The sequence below is a fragment of the Pseudomonas sp. LBUM1679 genome (assembly GCF_059695565.1).
In genome coordinates, this window is record NZ_CP166774.1 from 785653 (window position 1) to 804108 (window position 18456).

Below are 18456 nucleotides of genomic sequence, written 5' to 3' on the forward strand. Positions count from 1 at the left end.
AAAACCTTGTCACACACGCGCAGGTTACGGATTTTTCGGTTGTTTCTGGGTGTAACAGGTGGCTGGTATACTCGCGTCCATTTCCAGCCCAACTGTGAGATTCAATGGAACGCTTTATCGAAAATGCAATGTATGCCTCCCGCTGGCTGCTGGCGCCGATCTATTTCGGTCTGTCCCTTGGGCTGTTGGCCCTGGCGCTGAAATTCTTTCAGGAAGTGTTTCACGTCATCCCCAACGTGTTCTCGATGGTCGAATCAGAGTTGATTCTGGTGCTGCTGTCGCTGATCGATATGGCGCTCGTTGGCGGTTTGCTGGTGATGGTGATGATTTCCGGCTACGAGAACTTCGTGTCTCAACTGGATATCGACGACCACAAGGAAAAGCTCAACTGGCTGGGCACCATGGATTCGTCTTCGTTGAAGATGAAAGTGGCGGCCTCCATCGTGGCGATTTCCTCCATCCATCTGCTGCGGATCTTCATGGATGCCAAGAACGTCGATCCCGAGCACTTGAAGTGGTACGTGATCATTCACATGACCTTCGTGGTCTCCGCGTTTGCCATGGGTTACCTGGACAAGCTGACCAAGCACTGATCGGCTTTTTTGCATTCCATACCGCCCGTCTGTTGCGAAACAGACGGGCGGTATGGTTTGTGGCTTGTGCTTTGAAGCGCCGAAGCCTATCCCTGTAAGAATCCTGGCTCGCCACAGTGTGAGGTGTGTTCATGAACCTGCAAGAATTGAGTGCTTATGCCATTGCCGGCAAAGTCGATGAGCTCAACCTGATCTCGATGGAAGGGGGGATCTATCTGCTGGAAGCGCGCATGCACGGCGCGGCCTATCCCCTGAGCAATGCGCGAGGCGAGGCCTTTCATTTGCGTTCGGTCGAGCATGCCCGTGAAGTGCTTCATGCCTTTCCCACCTTGCCGTTCAACCTTGTGCACACCTCGGTTCATGATGAAATGTGCGGGCTCGTTGCCAGTTCGGAAGAAAGCCTGAAGGTACCGATCGCCTTCCGTACCGGGTGGCAGCACTGACCCCCTGATCAACGCGATGGCATCTGTGCTAGTCTGCTGGCCCTTTTTTGTGAAGGGCTTTTCTGAAAGTGCTATATGAAAATTCACCTTTCAGGATGCCCCCCAGCGGAGCAGTGTCATGTCCGAAGTAAATCTGTCCACCGACGAAACCCGCGTCAGCTACGGTATCGGCCGTCAGCTGGGTGACCAACTGCGCGACAACCCGCCACCGGGCGTCAGCCTGGATGCGATCCTGGCAGGTCTGACCGACGCTTTCGCCGGCAAGCCAAGCCGTGTGGGTCAGGAAGAAATGTCCGCCAGCTTCAAAGTCATCCGCGAAATCATGCAAGCCGACGCGGCAGCCAAGGCTGAAGCAGCGGCAGGCGAAGGCCTGGCCTTCCTGGCTGAAAACGCCAAGCGCGATGGCATCACTACCCTGGCTTCCGGCCTGCAATTTGAAGTGTTGACCGCAGGTGAAGGCGCCAAGCCATCCCGTGAAGACAGCGTGCGCACCCACTACCACGGCACGCTGATCGACGGCACTGTGTTCGACAGCTCCTACGATCGTGGCCAGCCTGCAGAATTCCCGGTTGGCGGCGTGATCGCTGGCTGGACCGAAGCCCTGCAACTGATGAACGCCGGCAGCAAATGGCGTCTGTACGTGCCGAGCGAACTGGCTTACGGCGCTCAAGGCGTTGGCAGCATTCCCCCGCACAGCGTACTGGTATTCGACGTCGAACTGCTCGACGTTCTGTAACATTCGCTTATTACCTGTAGGAGCGAGCTTGCTCGCGATGGGCGTCAACGATAACGCGGGCATTCTGAATGAACGCGGTGTCTTTGAGTTTTTCGCGAGCAAGCTCGCTCCTACAGGGTTTTGTGGTGTTACTCATATTTCGATCTTATGGTTCAGATCGCTGGTCGGGCGCAACGCCCTGGCATAGCAGAACAGAAACAGATTGCGCACCAGCTCCTTGAGCACCACCGGCTCACTGGAACTCAAGCCATTGACGTCCAGATCACCCTGATCCTGCAGCTCGTTCAAGGCTTCCTCTTCAAGCACTGCACACACTTCCCCGGTTTCCCGATGCAGAATCCTGAGGTAAGGGTGCGGGCGGTCCAGCCAGGCGTCGATCAAATAAGTCATGGTTCTCATCTCCATTGAAAGGTTTCAATGAGAATAATTCTTATTCATCAAATAGCAAGGGCCTATTGGCGGTTTGTGCTTTTTTCCGGGTGTAACCTGTAGGAGCCGGCCCGCTGGCGACAGGGTTCAGACTTGAAACCGAGTGGATGCCATTCGCCAGCAAGCCGGCTCCTGCGATCATGAGGCGAGGAGGGTGAAGCACCATCCCACGCAGGGCGCGGGACGGTAATACAGCAGGATCAGACTTTTCTGACGAACTCGGATTTGAGTTTCATCGGGCCGATGCCGTCGATCTTGCAGTCGATGTCGTGATCGCCCTCGCACAGGCGGATGTTCTTGACCTTGGTGCCGACCTTGACCACCAGCGACGTGCCCTTGACCTTGAGGTCCTTGATCACGGTGATGGTGTCGCCATCCTGCAGGACGTTACCGACCGAATCCTTTTTCACGGTGTCATCGGACGCTGCTTCCACTTCGCCACCAGCGGACCACTCGTGGGCGCACTCGGGGCAGATCAGCTGTGCGCCGTCTTCGTAGGTGTATTCGGAATTGCATTTCGGGCAGGGTGGCAACGTGCTCACTAAAGCTCCTTGGATTCAGGATCGCTAAAAAGCGCACATTGTATAGGGTTTTAGATGGGAGAGGGCGGAGCGCTGAAAAACCTGTGGGAGCGGGCTTGCCCCCGATGCAGGCGCCTCGGTGTATCAGAGGCACCGCCGTGATGCCATCGCAGGCAAGCCAGCTCCCACAGGAGCCGGTCCTGCCAATAGGATGTCAGTGCGTGCGGGCGACCGCAAACTCGCTCAACTCGACCAATGCATCCCGGTACTCGCTGGCAGGCAGCGCATCGAGGCACTTGATCGCGCGGGTCACGTAGTCGCGGGCCAGCTGCGCGGTGTACTCGAGGGAGCCGGAGGCTTCAACGGCCTCGCGGATGCTTTCCAGGTCTTCGATGCCACCTTTCTGGATCGCCTTGCGCACCAGGGCAGCCTGTTCCGGCGTACCTTCGCGCATGGTGTAGATCAGCGGCAGGGTCGGCTTGCCTTCGGCCAGGTCATCACCGACGTTTTTACCGAGGGTCTCTGCGTCCCCTTTATAGTCCAGCAGGTCATCGACCAGCTGGAAGGCGACACCCAGGTGATCGCCGAAGGTGCGCAGCGCTTCACTCTGTTCCGATGTGGCACCGGCCAGGGCCGCGGCACTGTGGGTCGAGGCTTCGAAGAGCATCGCCGTTTTGCCGCGGATGACTTCCATGTAGGTTTCTTCAGTGGTGCTGGCGTCTCGGACCTTCGACAGCTGCAACACTTCGCCTTCAGCGATGATCCGCGTGGCTTGCGAAAGGATCTTCATCACCGGCATGGAGCCCAGTTCGACCATCATTTCGAAGGAGCGCGAATACAGGAAGTCGCCGACCAACACGCTCGGAGCGTTGCCCCACATGGCGTTGGCAGTCGAGCGGCCTCGGCGCATGCCGGACATGTCGACCACGTCGTCATGCAGCAGGGTAGCGGTGTGCAGGAACTCGATAGTCGCGGCCAGCAGGCGCAGGTCATCGCCTTCGCGCCCCAGGGCCTTGCCACACAGCAACACCAATAATGGGCGCAGGCGTTTACCGCCGGCCGAGGTAATGTAGTCGCCGATTTTCGACACCAGCGGCACTCGGGAAGTCAGCTGCTTCTTGATGATGCCGTCGACGGCTTTGAAATCGTCCGCCACCGCGCGGTAGAAAGCTTGGGGTTGCATCAGAGACAGTTGCTCCAGAAGGGTTGCGCGGCATGCTAGGACCCACGTCGGCGGGTGTCAAGGCGCGATGGACGGCCTCTTGCATCGCCCTGTCAGCTTGCGTACAATCGCGCACCCTGAACTTCCTGGGCAGCACCTGCCTTACGCAATTGCAAATGGGCCTTCCAGCCTTATGCAGCCATGCCAGCCAATACCTCTTCTTATAAAGAGCTGGGTGAGCAGGATTATCGGAGAAATACCATGTCGTACGCAGTAATTGTTACTGGTGGCAAGCAATACAAGGTCGCCCCAGGTGAATACCTGAAGATCGAAAAACTGGAAATCGCTACCGGCGAATCCGTTACTTTTGATCGCGTTCTGTTGGTCGCCAATGGCGATGACGTGAACATCGGCGCTCCAGTTGTTGCTGGCGCTACCGTTGTGGCTGAAGTGATCTCCCAAGGTCGTCACGATAAAGTCCGCATCATCAAGTTCCGTCGTCGTAAGCACCACATGAAGCGTATGGGCCACCGCCAGTGGTACACCGAGATCAAAATCACCGGTATTCAGGCTTAATTTCAGCCTAATTCCTCACTAGGAGAATTGACTCATGGCACACAAAAAAGCTGGTGGTAGTACCCGTAACGGTCGCGACTCAGAAGCCAAACGCCTTGGCGTGAAGATGTATGGCGGCCAGGTTATCATTCCGGGCAACATCATCGTGCGTCAGCGCGGCACCCAATTCCACGCCGGTTACGGTGTTGGCATGGGTAAAGATCACACTCTGTTCGCTAAAATCGACGGCGTGATCAAGTTTGAAGTAAAAGGCGCTTTCAATCGCCGTTACGTAAGCATTGTCCCGAAGACTGACGTCGTCGCGGCATAATTACGTGGTTGCTGGAAAAGCCCTGTCTTGCGACGGGGCTTTTTCGTTTGTGGGGTGAGTCTCTTGCAAAGCTGTTTGTAATGGGCTCCAGCGCTGGCTTTGCGGTCGTTGATTGAGGTCGCTGCGCTCATTTTTGCAAGAGTCTTATGTCTAGATTTTTTCGGCTCGTCCGTATGGCGAGAGGCGTTTTGTTATGAAGTTTGTTGATGAAGTATCGATTCGAGTAAAGGCCGGTGACGGCGGCAACGGTTGCATGAGCTTCCGTCGCGAGAAATTCATTGAAAATGGCGGCCCAAACGGTGGCGACGGTGGTGATGGCGGCTCGGTCTACATGATCGCCGACGAAAACCTCAACACCCTGGTGGACTACCGTTACACCCGGCACTTCGATGCCGAGCGTGGTTCCAACGGCGGCAGCACCGACTGCACCGGCAAGAAAGGTGAGGAGCTGGTGCTGCGTGTACCGGTCGGCACCACTGTTATCGATGCTGGCACCCAGGAAGTGATCGGCGACCTGACCAAGGCTGGCCAGAAACTGCTGGTGGCTCATGGCGGCTGGCACGGTCTGGGCAACACCCGTTTCAAGTCCAGTACCAACCGCGCTCCGCGTCAGACCACTCCGGGTAAGCCGGGTGAGGCGCGTGACCTCAAGCTGGAAATGAAGGTGTTGGCTGACGTCGGCCTGCTGGGCTTGCCGAATGCTGGCAAAAGTACCTTCATTCGTTCGGTGTCGGCTGCCAAGCCGAAAGTCGCCGACTACCCGTTCACCACGCTGGTGCCAAACCTGGGCGTGGTCAGCGTCGATCGCTGGAAGAGCTTCGTGGTCGCGGATATTCCGGGTCTGATCGAGGGTGCTTCCGACGGCGCAGGCCTGGGGATTCGCTTCCTCAAGCACTTGTCGCGTACCCGTTTGCTGCTGCATCTCGTGGACATGGCGCCGCTCGATGACGCCAGCGCACCGGATGCCGCTGAAGTGATCGTCAGCGAGCTGACCAAGTTCAGCCCGTCCCTGGCTGAGCGTGATCGTTGGTTGGTACTGAACAAGTGCGACCAGATTCTTGAAGAAGAGCACGATGAGCGCGTCAAGGAAATCGTCGATCGCCTGGAGTGGACGGGTCCGGTCTATGTGATTTCGGCCATCTCCAAGCTGGGCACCGAGCGTCTGTGCCACGACATCATGCGTTACATGGAAGATCGTGCCGATCGCCTGGCCAACGACCCCGCCTACAAGGAAGAGCTGGCCGATCTCGATCAGCGCATCGAAGACGAAGCCCGTGCCCAGTTGCAGGCTCTGGATGACCAGCGCGCCCTGCGCCGCAGCGGCGTGAAGTCGGTCCATGACATCGGCGACGATGATTGGGACGAAGAAGATGTGGATGACGAAGACGGTCCGGAAATCATTTACGTGCGTGACTGATTCGTTGCGATAAACTTAAGCGCCGCTCACTGGAGCGGCGTTTTAGTATCTGGAAATCGATCGTTGGTCACGAATAACCACGATTAACGTCACGGGCAGTGCCAGGTCGCGCTGTCCTCAAGCTAAGGTTGAAGATGATGCGGAGCAAGGTGGCAGGTGCGCAGCGTTGGGTCGTGAAAATCGGCAGCGCGTTGCTGACGGCGGACGGCAAGGGCCTGGATCGCGCGGCAATGGGTGTCTGGGTCGAGCAGATGGTGGCGTTGCATGAGGCTGGCGTCGAACTGGTGCTGGTGTCCTCCGGGGCGGTAGCGGCAGGCATGAGCCGTCTGGGCTGGACCGTGCGACCCAGTGCGATGCACGAGTTGCAGGCGGCTGCCGCCATCGGCCAGATGGGCCTGGTGCAGGCCTGGGAGTCGAGCTTTGCCGAGCATGGCCGGCATACCGCGCAGATTCTCCTGACGCACGATGACCTGTCTGACCGCAAACGCTACCTGAATGCCCGCAGTACCTTGCGTGCGCTGGTCGAACTCAAGGTTATCCCGGTGATCAACGAGAACGACACCGTGGTCACCGATGAGATTCGTTTTGGCGACAACGATACCCTCGCGGCGCTGGTGGCCAATCTGGTCGAAGCTGACTTGCTGGTGATCCTCACCGATCGCGATGGCATGTTCGACGCCGACCCGCGTAACAATCCCGACGCCAGCCTGATTTACGAAGCCCGTGCCGATGATCCGGCGCTGGATGCGGTGGCCGGTAGTACCGGTGGTGCGTTGGGGCGCGGCGGCATGCAGACCAAATTGCGGGCTGCACGACTGGCGGCCCGCTCCGGTGCGCACACGATCATTGTGGGTGGGCGCCTTGAGCGGGTGCTGGATCGCCTCAAGGCGGGCGAGCGCATCGGCACCTTGCTTTCGCCTGAGCGGGGCATGCTGGCGGCGCGCAAGCAATGGCTGGCCGGGCACCTGCAGACCCGCGGCACGCTGGTGCTGGATGCTGGTGCGGTGACGGCGTTGTCCCAAGGCAACAAAAGTTTGCTGCCGGTGGGCGTCAAGCTGGTCCAGGGTAGCTTCCGGCGTGGCGAAATGGTGGTCTGCGTCGCGCCGGATGGTCGTGAAATCGCTCGTGGCCTGGCCAACTACAGCGCGCTGGAGGCACAAAAAATCATCGGTCAGTCGTCTGAGGCGATTGTCGGTCTGTTGGGTTACATGGCGGAACCGGAACTGGTTCATCGCGATAACCTGATCCTGGTCTGAAGGAATACCTGAATGCGCGTGGCAAAAGGATGGTTGGGTCTGCTGTTGGCGATGCCGCTGCTGGCCTCGGCCGAGGAGATCGGTCAGGTGTCGACGGTGTTCAAGTTCGTCGGCCCGAACGATCGTATCGTCGTCGAGGCATTTGACGACCCGAAGGTGGAGGGCGTGACCTGCTACCTGTCGCGCGCCAAGACGGGTGGTGTGAAGGGCGGTCTGGGGCTGGCTGAAGATCGCGCCGAGGCGTCCATCGCTTGTCGTCAGGTCGGGCCGATCAGTTTCAGGGGTGAACTGAAGGATGGTGACGAGGTGTTCAAGGAGCGTACTTCGCTGGTGTTCAAGACCATGCAGGTGGTGCGCTTCCTCGACAAGAAGCGCAATACGCTGGTGTATCTGGTGTACAGCGATCGTTTGATTGAAGGCAGTCCGCAGAATGCGGTGACAGCCATTCCTATCCTGCCATGGGCGCACGTTCAATAAGCTGACGCAAATCGAAATGTGGGAGCGGGCTTGCTCGCGAAGAGGGAGTGTCAGTTGGCATAAATGTCGCCTGACACACCGCCTTCGCGAGCAAGACCGCTCCCACATTTTTTTGCGGTGTGCCTGGTAAATCGCAGGCAATAAAAAACCGACCCTGAGGTCGGTTTTTTAACAAGCTTGTCGCTTATGCGGCAACAGCAAGGTTCAGAGCCTTGACGTGACCGTTCAGGCGGCTCTTATGGCGAGCGGCCTTGTTCTTGTGGATGATGCCTTTATCGGCCATACGGTCGATAACTGGCACGGCCAGAACGTAAGCAGCTTGGGCTTTTTCAGCGTCTTTTGCGTCAATGGCCTTAACTACATTCTTGATGTAGGTACGAACCATGGAACGCAGGCTGGCGTTGTGGCTGCGACGCTTCTCAGCCTGTTTTGCACGTTTTTTGGCGGAAGGTGTGTTGGCCACCGTCGAGCTCCTCGAAAGACTTTTTAGGAAATAGCAAACAAAATAGGCCGCGAATCATGCCGATGAGTTGATGTCTTGTCAAGGGCGGTTGAGACGTTCCGCTAAGTGGTAGGTATAAAGAGGCGGGATATTTATTTCCGGCGCTTGACCTGTAAACTCGCGAGCTTTGGCTCTGTGCTGCTGCGGCGCGGAGTATCGCATAAGTGGGCGCTTTGTTCGCCTGCTGTTTATCGACAGGCACAAACTCTTTCAATGAATCTGCTCAAATCGTTGGCCGCTGTCAGCTCTATCACCATGGTTTCCCGGGTTTTGGGGTTCGTTCGTGACACGCTTATCGCGCGTGCATTTGGCGCGGGGATGGCGACTGATGCCTTCTTCATCGCCTTCAAACTGCCCAACCTGCTGCGGCGAATCTTCGCCGAGGGGGCTTTTTCCCAAGCCTTCGTGCCGATTCTGGCCGAATACAAAAACCAGAAGGGCGAGGAGGCGACGCGAACCTTTATTGCCTATGTCTGCGGCCTGCTGACGCTGGTGCTGGCGCTGGTGACCGTGCTGGGGATGATTGCTGCGCCGTGGGTCATCTGGGCGACTGCGCCGGGTTTCACCGATACCCCGGAAAAGTTCGAGCTGACCGTGAGTCTGCTGCGGGTGACTTTTCCCTATATATTGCTGATCTCCCTGTCTTCATTGGCCGGTGCGATCCTCAATACGTATAACCGCTTCTCGGTGCCGGCCTTTGTGCCAACGCTGCTCAACGTCAGCATGATCATCTTTGCGGTGTTCCTGACGCCGTACTTCGATCCGCCGGTCATGGCCCTGGGTTGGGCGGTACTGGTCGGTGGCCTGGCGCAGTTGCTCTATCAATTGCCGCACCTGAAAAAGATCGGCATGCTGGTGCTGCCGCGCCTGAACCTGCGCGACAGCGGGGTCTGGCGGGTGTTGAAGCAGATGGCACCGGCGATTCTCGGTGTTTCGGTGAGCCAGATTTCGCTGATCATCAACACCATCTTCGCCTCCTTTCTGGTCGCCGGTTCCGTGTCCTGGATGTATTACGCCGACCGCTTGATGGAATTGCCGTCCGGTGTGCTGGGCGTGGCTTTGGGCACGATCTTGCTGCCGACCCTGGCCAAGTCCTACGCCAGCAAGGATCGCCACGAATATTCGCGAATCCTCGACTGGGGCCTGCGCCTGTGCTTCATACTGGTGTTGCCGTGCTCGCTGGCGCTGGGGATTCTGGCGGAGCCGCTGACGGTTTCACTGTTCCAGTACGGGCAGTTCAGTGCATTTGATGCGGCCATGACGCAGCGTGCACTGGTCGCCTATTCGGTCGGTCTGCTGGGGATTATTGTCATCAAGGTGTTGGCGCCGGGCTTTTATGCGCAACAGAACATCCGCACCCCGGTAAAAATCGCGATTTTCACTTTGATCGTTACTCAGCTGTTCAACCTGGTGCTGATCGGACCGCTGGCCCATGCTGGCCTGGCCTTGGCCATCAGCGCCGGTGCCTGCCTCAATGCCGGCCTGTTGTTCTATCAACTGCGCAAGCAGCAGATGTACCAGCCGCAGCCCGGCTGGGCGAAGTTCGGGGTTAAACTGGTGATCGCGGTGCTGGTGATGTCCGCGGTCTTGCTGGGTGCGATGCATTTCATGCCGGCCTGGGATCAGGGGCACATGCTCGAACGATTCCTGCGTCTGGGCGCGCTGGTGGCGGCTGGCGTGGTGGCGTATTTCGGCATGTTGCTGTTGATGGGCTTCCGTTTGCGCGACTTTAATCGCAAGGCGCTGAGCTGAGGTTGCGACCTCGATAAACATGGGCGGGCCGGCGGTTTTGTCGGTTCGATTACTTTGGGTTACGGTGTTGCCTGTCGTCGGCCGCCGTGTGTGGTTATAATCGACCACTTTATGAGCAAGAAGCGCGTTATGCAGCTGGTTCGAGGCCTCCACAACCTGCGCCCCCAGCATCGGGGCTGTGTCGCCACTATTGGCAACTTTGACGGTGTTCACCGTGGTCACCAGGCAATCCTGGCGAGGCTGCGTGAGCGAGCGCTCGAGTTGGGCGTGCCCAGCTGCGTGGTGATTTTCGAGCCGCAGCCGCGAGAATTCTTCGCCCCGGATACGGCTCCCGCCCGTCTGGCCCGCCTGCGAGACAAATTGCAGCTGCTGGCAGTCGAAGGTGTCGACCGGGTGTTGTGCCTGGCGTTCAACCAGCGTCTGAGCAAACTCAGCGCCAGCGAATTCGTCGATACCATCCTGGTGGACGGTCTCGGTGTGCAGCATCTGGAGGTCGGTGATGACTTCCGGTTCGGCTGTGACCGGGTAGGGGATTTTGTTTTCCTGCAGCAGGCCGGCGTCCTGCAAGGCTTTACCGTCGAAGCCGCGCAGACGGTCGAGCTGGACGGCATACGCGTCAGCAGCACCCAGGTCCGCAATGCCCTGGCCGCTGCCGATTTTGCCTTGGCCGAACAGTTGCTCGGTCGCCCGTTCCGGATTGCCGGACGGGTCTTGCACGGCCAGAAGCTGGCCCGCCAGTTGGGTACGCCCACGGCCAACATACAACTCAAGCGTCGTCGCGTGCCGTTGACCGGGGTTTACCTGGTCAATGTCGACATCGACGGCAAGACCTGGCCAGGCGTCGCCAATATCGGCGTGCGGCCAACGGTCCAGGGGGATGGCAAAGCCCATCTCGAAGTGCATCTTTTAGATTTTGCCGGCGATCTGTATGACCGGCGTTTGACGGTGGTTTTCCACCACAAGCTGCGTGAAGAGCAGCGTTTCGCCTCTCTGGAGGCGCTTAAGACGGCGATCAATGCGGATGTTGCCGCCGCCCGTGCCCTGTCGCACCTAGCGCCAATCGCTAATGAAGAGCCTTAAATGACCGACTATAAAGCCACGCTAAACCTTCCGGACACCGCCTTCCCTATGAAGGCCGGCCTGCCTCAGCGCGAACCGCAGATTCTGCAGCGCTGGGACAGCATTGGCCTGTACGGTAAGTTGCGCGAGATTGGCAAGGATCGTCCGAAGTTCGTCCTGCACGACGGTCCTCCGTACGCCAACGGCACGATTCACATCGGTCATGCACTGAACAAGATTCTCAAGGACATGATCATCCGCTCGAAAACCCTGTCGGGTTTCGACGCGCCTTATGTTCCGGGCTGGGACTGCCACGGTCTGCCGATCGAGCACAAAGTCGAAGTGACCCACGGTAAAAACCTGGGCGCGGACAAAACCCGCGAACTGTGCCGTGCCTACGCGACAGAGCAGATCGAAGGCCAGAAGTCCGAATTCATCCGTCTGGGCGTGTTGGGCGACTTTGCCAACCCGTACAAGACCATGGATTTCAAAAACGAGGCCGGTGAAATCCGCGCCTTGGCCGAAATCGTCAAGGGCGGTTTCGTGTTCAAGGGCCTCAAGCCTGTGAACTGGTGCTTCGACTGCGGTTCGGCCCTGGCTGAAGCGGAAGTCGAGTACGAGAACAAGAAGTCTTCGACCATCGACGTGGCCTTCCCGATTGCCGATGAAGCCAAACTGGCTGCCGCTTTCGGTCTGCCGTCGCTGGGCAAACCCGCTTCGATCGTGATCTGGACCACCACCCCGTGGACCATCCCGGCCAACCAGGCGTTGAACGTCCATCCGGAATTCAACTACGCCCTGGTCGACGTCGGCGACAAACTGCTGGTCCTGGCGGAAGAGCTGGTCGAGTCGTGCCTGGCCCGTTACAGCCTGGAAGGTTCGGTCATCGCGACCACCACCGGTAAAGAACTGGAACTGATCAACTTCCGTCACCCGTTCTACGATCGCCTGTCGCCGGTTTACCTGGCCGACTACGTTGAACTGGGCGCAGGCACTGGCGTGGTTCACTCCTCGCCGGCTTACGGCGTGGACGACTTCGTGACCTGCAAGAAGTACGGCATGGTCAACGATGACATCATCAATCCGGTACAGAGCAACGGCGTTTACGTACCGTCGCTGGAGTTCTTCGGCGGCCAGTTCATCTGGAAAGCCAACCCGGCCATCGTCGACAAGCTGACTGAAGTCGGCGCACTGCTGCACACCACCGTCATCGAACACAGCTACATGCACTGCTGGCGTCACAAGACCCCGCTGATCTACCGCGCCACCGCGCAGTGGTTCATCGGCATGGACAAAGAACCGGCCACCGGCGAAACCCTGCGCAAGCGGGCGATCAAAGCCATCGAAGACACCAAGTTCGTCCCGACCTGGGGCCAGGCGCGCCTGCACTCGATGATTGCCAATCGTCCGGACTGGTGCATCTCCCGTCAGCGCAACTGGGGCGTGCCGATCCCGTTTTTCCTGAACAAGGAAAGCGGCGAACTGCACCCACGCACCGCCGAACTGATGGAAGAAGTCGCCAAGCGCGTCGAAGTCGAAGGCATCGAAGCCTGGTTCAAGATGGACGCCGCCGAGCTGCTCGGTGAGGAAGCGCCGCAGTACGACAAGATCAGCGACACCCTGGACGTCTGGTTCGATTCGGGCACCACGCACTGGCATGTCCTGCGCGGTTCGCACCCGATGGGCCACGAGACCGGTCCACGCGCCGACCTGTACCTGGAAGGTTCCGATCAACACCGCGGCTGGTTCCACTCGTCGCTGCTGACCGGTTGCGCCATCGACAACCACGCGCCGTACCGCGAACTGTTGACCCACGGCTTCACCGTCGACGAGTCTGGCCGCAAGATGTCCAAGTCTTTGGGCAACGTGATCGCGCCGCAAAAGGTCAACGACACCCTGGGCGCCGACATCATGCGTCTGTGGGTGGCTTCCACCGATTACTCGGGTGAAATGGCGGTTTCCGAGCAGATTCTGCAACGCAGTGCGGACGCCTACCGGCGTATCCGTAACACCGCGCGCTTCCTGCTCTCGAACCTGACCGGCTTCAACCCGGCCACCGACATCCTGCCGGCCGAAGAAATGCTGGCCCTGGACCGTTGGGCCGTGGACCGCACGCTGCTGCTGCAACGCGAGTTGCAAGAGCACTACGGCGAATACCGCTTCTGGAACGTCTACTCCAAGATCCACAACTTCTGCGTGCAGGAGCTGGGCGGTTTCTATCTGGACATCATCAAGGACCGTCAGTACACCACTGGCGCCAACAGCAAGGCCCGCCGTTCGGCGCAAACCGCGCTGTATCACATCTCCGAGGCGCTGGTGCGCTGGATCGCGCCGATCCTCGCGTTCACCGCTGATGAACTGTGGCAATACCTGCCGGGCGAGCGCAACGAGTCCGTGATGCTCAACACCTGGTACGAAGGCCTGAGCGAGCTGCCGGAAGGCATCGAGCTGGACCGCGCCTACTGGGAGCGGATCATGGCGGTGAAGGTCGCGGTCAACAAGGAAATGGAAATCCAGCGTGCGGCCAAGGCCGTCGGTGGCAACCTGCAAGCCGAAGTGACGCTGTTCGCCGAAGACGCGCTGAGCGCCGACCTGGCCAAGCTGAGCAACGAGCTGCGCTTCGTGCTGATCACCTCGACGGCGACTGTTGCACCCTTCGTGCAAGCTCCAGCCGATGCCGTGGTCACCGAAGTCACCGGTTTGAAGCTGCAAGTGGTCAAGTCGAGCCACGCCAAGTGCGCCCGTTGCTGGCACTGCCGTGAAGACGTCGGCGTGAACCCGGAACATCCGGAAATCTGCGGTCGTTGCGTCGACAATATCAGCGGCGCCGGCGAGGTTCGTCACTATGCCTAATGGCGTTGGCCGTTTCGGACGGCTGAGCTGGCTCTGGTTGAGTTTGCTGGTCCTGGTCATTGACCAGGCCAGCAAGATCTACTTCGAAGGCAGGCTCGAAATGTTCCAGCAGATCGTGGTGATCCCCGATCTGTTCAGCTGGACACTGGCCTACAACACCGGTGCGGCGTTCAGCTTCCTGGCCGACAGCTCCGGCTGGCAGCGCTGGCTGTTCGCATTAATCGCGGTCGTGGTCAGTGTGGTGCTGGTCGTCTGGCTCAAGCGTCTTGGGCGCAATGAAACCTGGTTGGCTGTCGCCCTGGCTCTGGTATTGGGTGGCGCGCTGGGCAATCTGTATGACCGCATTGCCTATGGCCATGTGATCGATTTCATCCTGGTGCATTGGCAGAACCGCTGGTATTTCCCTGCGTTCAACTTTGCCGACAGTGCAATTACTGTCGGTGCCGTGATGCTGGCGCTGGATATGTTCAAAACCAAGAAAACCGGAGAAGCCGTTCATGACTGAACAGGTATTGGCTGAGCAACGCATCCGCCAGAACACGGAAGTCACCTTGCACTTTGCATTGCGCCTGGACAATGGCGACACGGTCGACAGCACCTTCGACAAAGCCCCGGCGACCTTCAAGGTCGGCGACGGTAACCTGTTGCCAGGTTTCGAAGCGGCGCTGTTCGGCTTCAAGGCGGGTGACAAGCGTACGCTGACGATTGCGCCGGAAAACGCTTTTGGCCAGCCGAATCCGCAAAACGTACAGATCATCCCGCGCTCGCAGTTCAAGGACATGGAACTGTCGTCGGGTTTGCTGGTGATCTTCAACGATGCGGCCAATACTGAGTTGCCGGGCGTGGTAAAGGAATTCGATGACGAGCAGGTGACCATCGACTTCAACCATCCGTTGGCTGGCAAGACATTGACCTTTGACGTCGAGATCATCGACGTCAAATCGCTGTAACTGACCTAACCGGCTCGATAACATACGTTCTTTCTGAATCTACGCGGTGTCCTGTAGGAGCGAGCTTGCTCGCGATGGGCGTCAACGATGACGCGAACATCCTGGAGAAACGAGTCGTCTGATCGTTTTTCGCGAGCAAGCTCGCTCCTACACAGGGCAAGACACGAGGCACAGCATGCAAATCAAACTCGCCAACCCCCGTGGCTTCTGCGCCGGTGTGGACCGCGCGATCGAAATCGTCAACCGCGCCCTGGAAGTCTTCGGGCCGCCGATCTATGTGCGTCACGAAGTGGTCCACAACAAATTCGTCGTCGAAGACCTGCGTGCTCGCGGCGCGATTTTCGTTGAAGAACTGGATCAGGTGCCGGACGACGTCATCGTGATCTTCAGTGCCCACGGTGTTTCCCAGGCTGTACGTACCGAAGCGGCCGGCCGCGGCCTGAAGGTATTCGACGCGACCTGCCCGCTGGTGACCAAGGTGCATATCGAGGTCGCGCGCTACAGCCGCGACGGCCGTGAATGCATCCTTATCGGCCACGCCGGTCACCCGGAAGTCGAAGGCACCATGGGCCAATACGATGGTAGCAATGGTGGCGCGATCTACCTGGTCGAAGACGAAAAAGACGTCGCTGCGTTGCAAGTGACCAATCCCGACAAACTGGCGTTCGTGACCCAGACCACGCTGTCCATGGATGACACCAGTCGCGTCATCGATGCCCTGCGCGCGCGCTTCCCGGCGATCGGCGGTCCGCGCAAGGACGACATCTGCTACGCCACGCAAAACCGTCAAGACGCGGTCAAGCAACTGGCCGACGAATGCGACGTGGTGTTGGTGGTCGGCAGCCCGAACAGCTCCAACTCCAATCGCCTGCGTGAGCTTGCCGAACGCATGGCGACTCCGGCTTACCTGATCGACGGCGCCGAAGATCTGCAGAAGAGCTGGTTCGAAGGTGTCGAGCGCATCGGCATCACCGCTGGCGCTTCCGCACCGGAAGTCCTGGTGCGTGGCGTGATCCAGCAGTTGCAGGCGTGGGGCGCTACCGGAGCCGATGAACTGGCGGGTCGCGAGGAGAACATCACGTTCTCCATGCCTAAAGAATTACGCGTCCGCTCTTTGCTCTGAGTCTGTTCCTCCCGCGCACAATGCCTGCCCGGTTTTTTGACTGCGCAGGCTGACACGACCGTTCGAGGCCAGCACCACCTGGTGTTGGCTAACCGGCTCGCGGACCGCGCAAACATGCAATGTGCCTGCTTGAAAGCCATTGTGCAGCGGTTCGCCCAGATTGCTGAAGCGTATGGACGTCCTGACATATTGATTGCCGAAAATCGGCACCCGGGTGCCACTCCGGCGTTCGACCAGCAACGGATTGCTGCTGTCCTCGTATCCCTTGCCATTAACATCCACAATGATCCGCCAGCCTTGGCTCCAGTCGCCGTCGATGGCGTGAATCATGACGGTCTGGCTGCGCGTGATCGCTTCGCTCCTGGCGCTGCGCAGGCCAGCGACCAGCGAGTTCGCCGCTTCCTCGCGATGGTTCGCCTCGGTGAGTGCCGCTAAAGCCGGACTGACCAATGACAGAACAATCCCCGTAATCGTCAGTCCCATGAGCAGTTCGATCAGGCTGAAACCTTGCTGACGCATGACAACTCCCTCCCTGGAGTGGTACCCCGCGCGATCCTTGCGCAAGTAATGGCAAATCAACCGAACATCTGCCGGTCGAATGTTCTAGCGTGTAGAAGCAGGTATAGCCGAAGGCTACGGAGGGCAACGATGGATCATCGTACAAAAGGTTTCACGCTGATCGAGTTGCTGGTCGCGCTCGCGGTTTTTCTGATCCTGATCACGATGGCCGTTCCGGCGTTTACCCGTTCGGTGCAAAGTACCAAGGCCGATACCGAAATGGGTGATCTGCAACGCGCTCTGAATTTCGCGAGACTGGAAGCCATCGACCGGGGCATTACCACCCGGCTTCGTCCGACAGAAACAGGCAAAGTCTGGACCGGTGAGCTGGCTGTTTACGACGCTAGTGTCAATCCGCCCATTGTATTGCGGGTTGTTCCGGCAATGAGCAGCGGCGCGAGTCTGACGCTAACCTCAGGCGTGACCGCGATCGATTTCAACAATCTGGGCGGGTTGGCGGCGCCCTCTGCGTCGGCGGTGATCAGCTACGTATTGGGGGCGCAAAGCAGGACGCTGAATGTGTGTTTGAATGGACGAATTCTATTGGGTGGAAGTTGCGGATGAGGGGATGGAGCAAGCGTGCACAGGAAGGCATGACGCTGATCGAGGTCCTGGTGGCGTTGCTGATTCTGAGCGTTGGCCTGTTGGGGGCGGCGGCGATTCAGCTCAACGCGCTGAAATACACGGACAGCGCGCGGATGACCAGCCAGGCCAGTTTTATCGCCTACGACCTGATGGACCGCATTCGCGCCAACTCCGGTGCTGATTACACCGTCACGCCACCAACCTCGGGCAACCTCGGCGTCGCCCGGGATCAGGACTTGTACGACTTCACCTCCAACATCGTCAACGCCCTCGGCACCACCGCGACAGGCAGCGTCACGCGCAATCAGCGGGTATACACCATCACCATCACCTGGGACGACTCACGAGCGGCCAATACTGCCAACTCGCGGCGCAGCTATGTGCTGAGCAGTCGAGCCACCGTCGACCCGGTGTCGACGCCATGAATAAAGCCAGCAAAGGTTTCGGCCTGATCGAATTGTTGATCGCCCTGGCGTTGAGCCTGATCGTGGTGCTGGGCGTCGCCCAGGTGTTTATCGCCGCCAAGAACACGTATCTCAGCCAGAACGCCGCGGCCAACATGCAGGAAGACGCACGATTCGTGTTGAGCAAGATGATTCAGGAAATTCGCATGGTCGGCATGTTCGGTTGCCTGGGAACGATCACCGACGCCAGTTCGGCGGGCGACTTCAACACCAGTCAGATCACTCCGATCAGTTGGGACAATGCAAACCAGAAATTGACCCTGGTGACGGCCGATGTCGTGCGCAGTGGAGGGACGCCAACCTGGACGGTGGTATCCAGGTGTGGGCCAGCCGCCGGCACCGGCATCGAGACCGGATTCGCTTACACGGGTGTACGAGCCCCTGGTGAGGGGCAGATGGCATTTCCAATCCGGCGGCTGATCTACAGCCTCAAGAATAACCAGCTGACCATGGGCGTCGGCAGTGGTACACCGACTCAGGCGGTGCTGGTCGACAACGTCAGTGCCTTCAATGTGAGCTTCGGCATCGAGGGTTCGACCGGAGGCTTGAGTTACAGCAGCAACCCGTCCGATACGAGCTTGATTCGCAGCGTACGCCTGGCGTTGACCCTCAGAGACCCGAACGCTCGGGTGCGTGATCAAACCTTCAACGTGGTTGCCGCTTTGCGCAACCGGTTGCCATGAGGGGAGG

Annotated in this window: 22 protein-coding genes; 17 read left to right on the forward strand and 5 right to left on the reverse strand. The window is 58.8% G+C overall.

The window, feature by feature from the left end:
* The first annotated feature begins 104 nt into the window (after nucleotides 1-104).
* From ACA062_RS03505 to bamJ, 3 genes are all read left to right on the forward strand, one after another.
* Nucleotides 105-593, forward strand: coding sequence for a TIGR00645 family protein (locus ACA062_RS03505; protein ID WP_497455235.1), 489 nt, complete (start codon nucleotides 105-107; stop codon nucleotides 591-593).
* A gap of 131 nt (nucleotides 594-724) precedes the next feature.
* The gene (locus tag ACA062_RS03510) at nucleotides 725-1036 is read left to right on the forward strand and encodes a DUF6482 family protein (RefSeq protein ID WP_497455236.1); all 312 of its coding nucleotides are present in this window, start codon (nucleotides 725-727) and stop codon (nucleotides 1034-1036) included.
* A 118-nt stretch (nucleotides 1037-1154) separates the two neighbouring features.
* Entirely contained in the window at nucleotides 1155-1772 is a 618-nt protein-coding gene (bamJ, locus tag ACA062_RS03515) for a BamJ family beta-barrel-assembly machinery protein (protein WP_497455237.1), read from the forward strand.
* A gap of 132 nt (nucleotides 1773-1904) precedes the next feature.
* Here the strand turns inward: bamJ and ACA062_RS03520 are convergent, their stop codons facing one another.
* The 3 genes from ACA062_RS03520 to ACA062_RS03530 all read right to left on the reverse strand — a co-directional run bounded on the left by ACA062_RS03520 (nucleotide 1905) and on the right by ACA062_RS03530 (nucleotide 3905).
* Nucleotides 1905-2162: a PA4570 family protein gene (locus tag ACA062_RS03520; protein ID WP_128874481.1), complete on the reverse strand. Its 258-nt coding sequence runs from the start codon at nucleotides 2160-2162 to the stop codon at nucleotides 1905-1907.
* A gap of 239 nt (nucleotides 2163-2401) precedes the next feature.
* Nucleotides 2402-2743, reverse strand: coding sequence for a zinc ribbon domain-containing protein YjdM (locus ACA062_RS03525; RefSeq protein ID WP_497455238.1), 342 nt, complete (start codon nucleotides 2741-2743; stop codon nucleotides 2402-2404).
* A gap of 193 nt (nucleotides 2744-2936) precedes the next feature.
* A complete protein-coding gene (locus tag ACA062_RS03530) occupies nucleotides 2937-3905 on the reverse strand; it encodes a polyprenyl synthetase family protein (protein WP_497455239.1) in 969 nt (322 codons plus the stop codon).
* 240 nt (nucleotides 3906-4145) lie between these two features.
* On the opposite strand from ACA062_RS03530, the gene rplU reads away from it, so the two are divergent.
* The 5 genes from rplU to ACA062_RS03555 all read left to right on the forward strand — a co-directional run bounded on the left by rplU (nucleotide 4146) and on the right by ACA062_RS03555 (nucleotide 7920).
* Nucleotides 4146-4460 (forward strand): 50S ribosomal protein L21, encoded by a 315-nt coding sequence (gene rplU / locus ACA062_RS03535; RefSeq protein ID WP_003176051.1) that lies wholly within the window; start codon nucleotides 4146-4148, stop codon nucleotides 4458-4460.
* A 34-nt stretch (nucleotides 4461-4494) separates the two neighbouring features.
* Nucleotides 4495-4770, forward strand: a complete 276-nt coding sequence (rpmA, locus tag ACA062_RS03540; RefSeq protein ID WP_007943982.1) for a 50S ribosomal protein L27 — start codon at nucleotides 4495-4497, stop codon at nucleotides 4768-4770.
* Between the two features lie 193 nt (nucleotides 4771-4963).
* On the forward strand, nucleotides 4964-6187 hold the full coding sequence (cgtA, locus tag ACA062_RS03545; protein ID WP_497455240.1) for an Obg family GTPase CgtA: 1224 nt from the start codon (nucleotides 4964-4966) through the stop codon (nucleotides 6185-6187).
* Between the two features lie 137 nt (nucleotides 6188-6324).
* Entirely contained in the window at nucleotides 6325-7443 is a 1119-nt protein-coding gene (gene proB, locus ACA062_RS03550) for a glutamate 5-kinase (RefSeq protein WP_497457354.1), read from the forward strand.
* A 12-nt stretch (nucleotides 7444-7455) separates the two neighbouring features.
* The gene (locus ACA062_RS03555) at nucleotides 7456-7920 is read left to right on the forward strand and encodes a CreA family protein (RefSeq protein ID WP_150764908.1); all 465 of its coding nucleotides are present in this window, start codon (nucleotides 7456-7458) and stop codon (nucleotides 7918-7920) included.
* A gap of 184 nt (nucleotides 7921-8104) precedes the next feature.
* Here ACA062_RS03555 and rpsT read toward each other — a convergent pair whose 3' ends face one another.
* Nucleotides 8105-8383 carry a 30S ribosomal protein S20 gene (gene rpsT / locus ACA062_RS03560; protein WP_008154937.1) on the reverse strand — a complete coding sequence of 93 codons (279 nt, stop codon included), beginning with the start codon at nucleotides 8381-8383 and terminating at the stop codon, nucleotides 8105-8107.
* A 252-nt stretch (nucleotides 8384-8635) separates the two neighbouring features.
* Between rpsT and murJ the strand changes: the two genes are divergently transcribed.
* The 6 genes from murJ to ispH all read left to right on the forward strand — a co-directional run bounded on the left by murJ (nucleotide 8636) and on the right by ispH (nucleotide 16159).
* The gene (murJ, locus tag ACA062_RS03565) at nucleotides 8636-10174 is read left to right on the forward strand and encodes a murein biosynthesis integral membrane protein MurJ (protein WP_497455241.1); all 1539 of its coding nucleotides are present in this window, start codon (nucleotides 8636-8638) and stop codon (nucleotides 10172-10174) included.
* A gap of 129 nt (nucleotides 10175-10303) precedes the next feature.
* On the forward strand, nucleotides 10304-11254 hold the full coding sequence (ribF, locus tag ACA062_RS03570; RefSeq protein ID WP_497455242.1) for a bifunctional riboflavin kinase/FAD synthetase: 951 nt from the start codon (nucleotides 10304-10306) through the stop codon (nucleotides 11252-11254).
* Nucleotides 11255-14086, forward strand: a complete 2832-nt coding sequence (gene ileS / locus ACA062_RS03575) for an isoleucine--tRNA ligase (protein WP_497455243.1) — start codon at nucleotides 11255-11257, stop codon at nucleotides 14084-14086.
* Nucleotides 14079-14591 carry a signal peptidase II gene (gene lspA, locus ACA062_RS03580; RefSeq protein WP_497455244.1) on the forward strand — a complete coding sequence of 171 codons (513 nt, stop codon included), beginning with the start codon at nucleotides 14079-14081 and terminating at the stop codon, nucleotides 14589-14591. The genes ileS and lspA overlap by 8 nt, the downstream gene beginning before the upstream one ends.
* A 7-nt stretch (nucleotides 14592-14598) precedes the next feature.
* Nucleotides 14599-15036, forward strand: coding sequence for an FKBP-type peptidyl-prolyl cis-trans isomerase (gene fkpB / locus ACA062_RS03585; RefSeq protein WP_178084739.1), 438 nt, complete (start codon nucleotides 14599-14601; stop codon nucleotides 15034-15036).
* Between the two features lie 175 nt (nucleotides 15037-15211).
* Nucleotides 15212-16159, forward strand: a complete 948-nt coding sequence (ispH, locus tag ACA062_RS03590) for a 4-hydroxy-3-methylbut-2-enyl diphosphate reductase (RefSeq protein WP_497455245.1) — start codon at nucleotides 15212-15214, stop codon at nucleotides 16157-16159.
* Here ispH and ACA062_RS03595 read toward each other — a convergent pair.
* Nucleotides 16136-16678: a GspH/FimT family pseudopilin gene (locus ACA062_RS03595; protein ID WP_497455246.1), complete on the reverse strand. Its 543-nt coding sequence runs from the start codon at nucleotides 16676-16678 to the stop codon at nucleotides 16136-16138. The two genes, ispH and ACA062_RS03595, sit on opposite strands and share 24 nt — an antisense overlap.
* A 129-nt stretch (nucleotides 16679-16807) precedes the next feature.
* Between ACA062_RS03595 and ACA062_RS03600 the strand changes: the two genes are divergently transcribed.
* The 3 genes from ACA062_RS03600 to ACA062_RS03610 are packed head-to-tail and all read left to right on the forward strand — an operon-like array spanning nucleotide 16808 to nucleotide 18449.
* Nucleotides 16808-17281, forward strand: coding sequence for a GspH/FimT family pseudopilin (locus ACA062_RS03600; RefSeq protein ID WP_497455247.1), 474 nt, complete (start codon nucleotides 16808-16810; stop codon nucleotides 17279-17281).
* The gene (gene pilV, locus ACA062_RS03605) at nucleotides 17278-17727 is read left to right on the forward strand and encodes a type IV pilus modification protein PilV (RefSeq protein WP_497455248.1); all 450 of its coding nucleotides are present in this window, start codon (nucleotides 17278-17280) and stop codon (nucleotides 17725-17727) included. The genes ACA062_RS03600 and pilV overlap by 4 nt, the downstream gene beginning before the upstream one ends.
* A complete protein-coding gene (locus tag ACA062_RS03610) occupies nucleotides 17724-18449 on the forward strand; it encodes a PilW family protein (RefSeq protein ID WP_497455249.1) in 726 nt (241 codons plus the stop codon). The genes pilV and ACA062_RS03610 overlap by 4 nt, the downstream gene beginning before the upstream one ends.
* The last annotated feature ends 7 nt before the right edge of the window (nucleotides 18450-18456 follow it).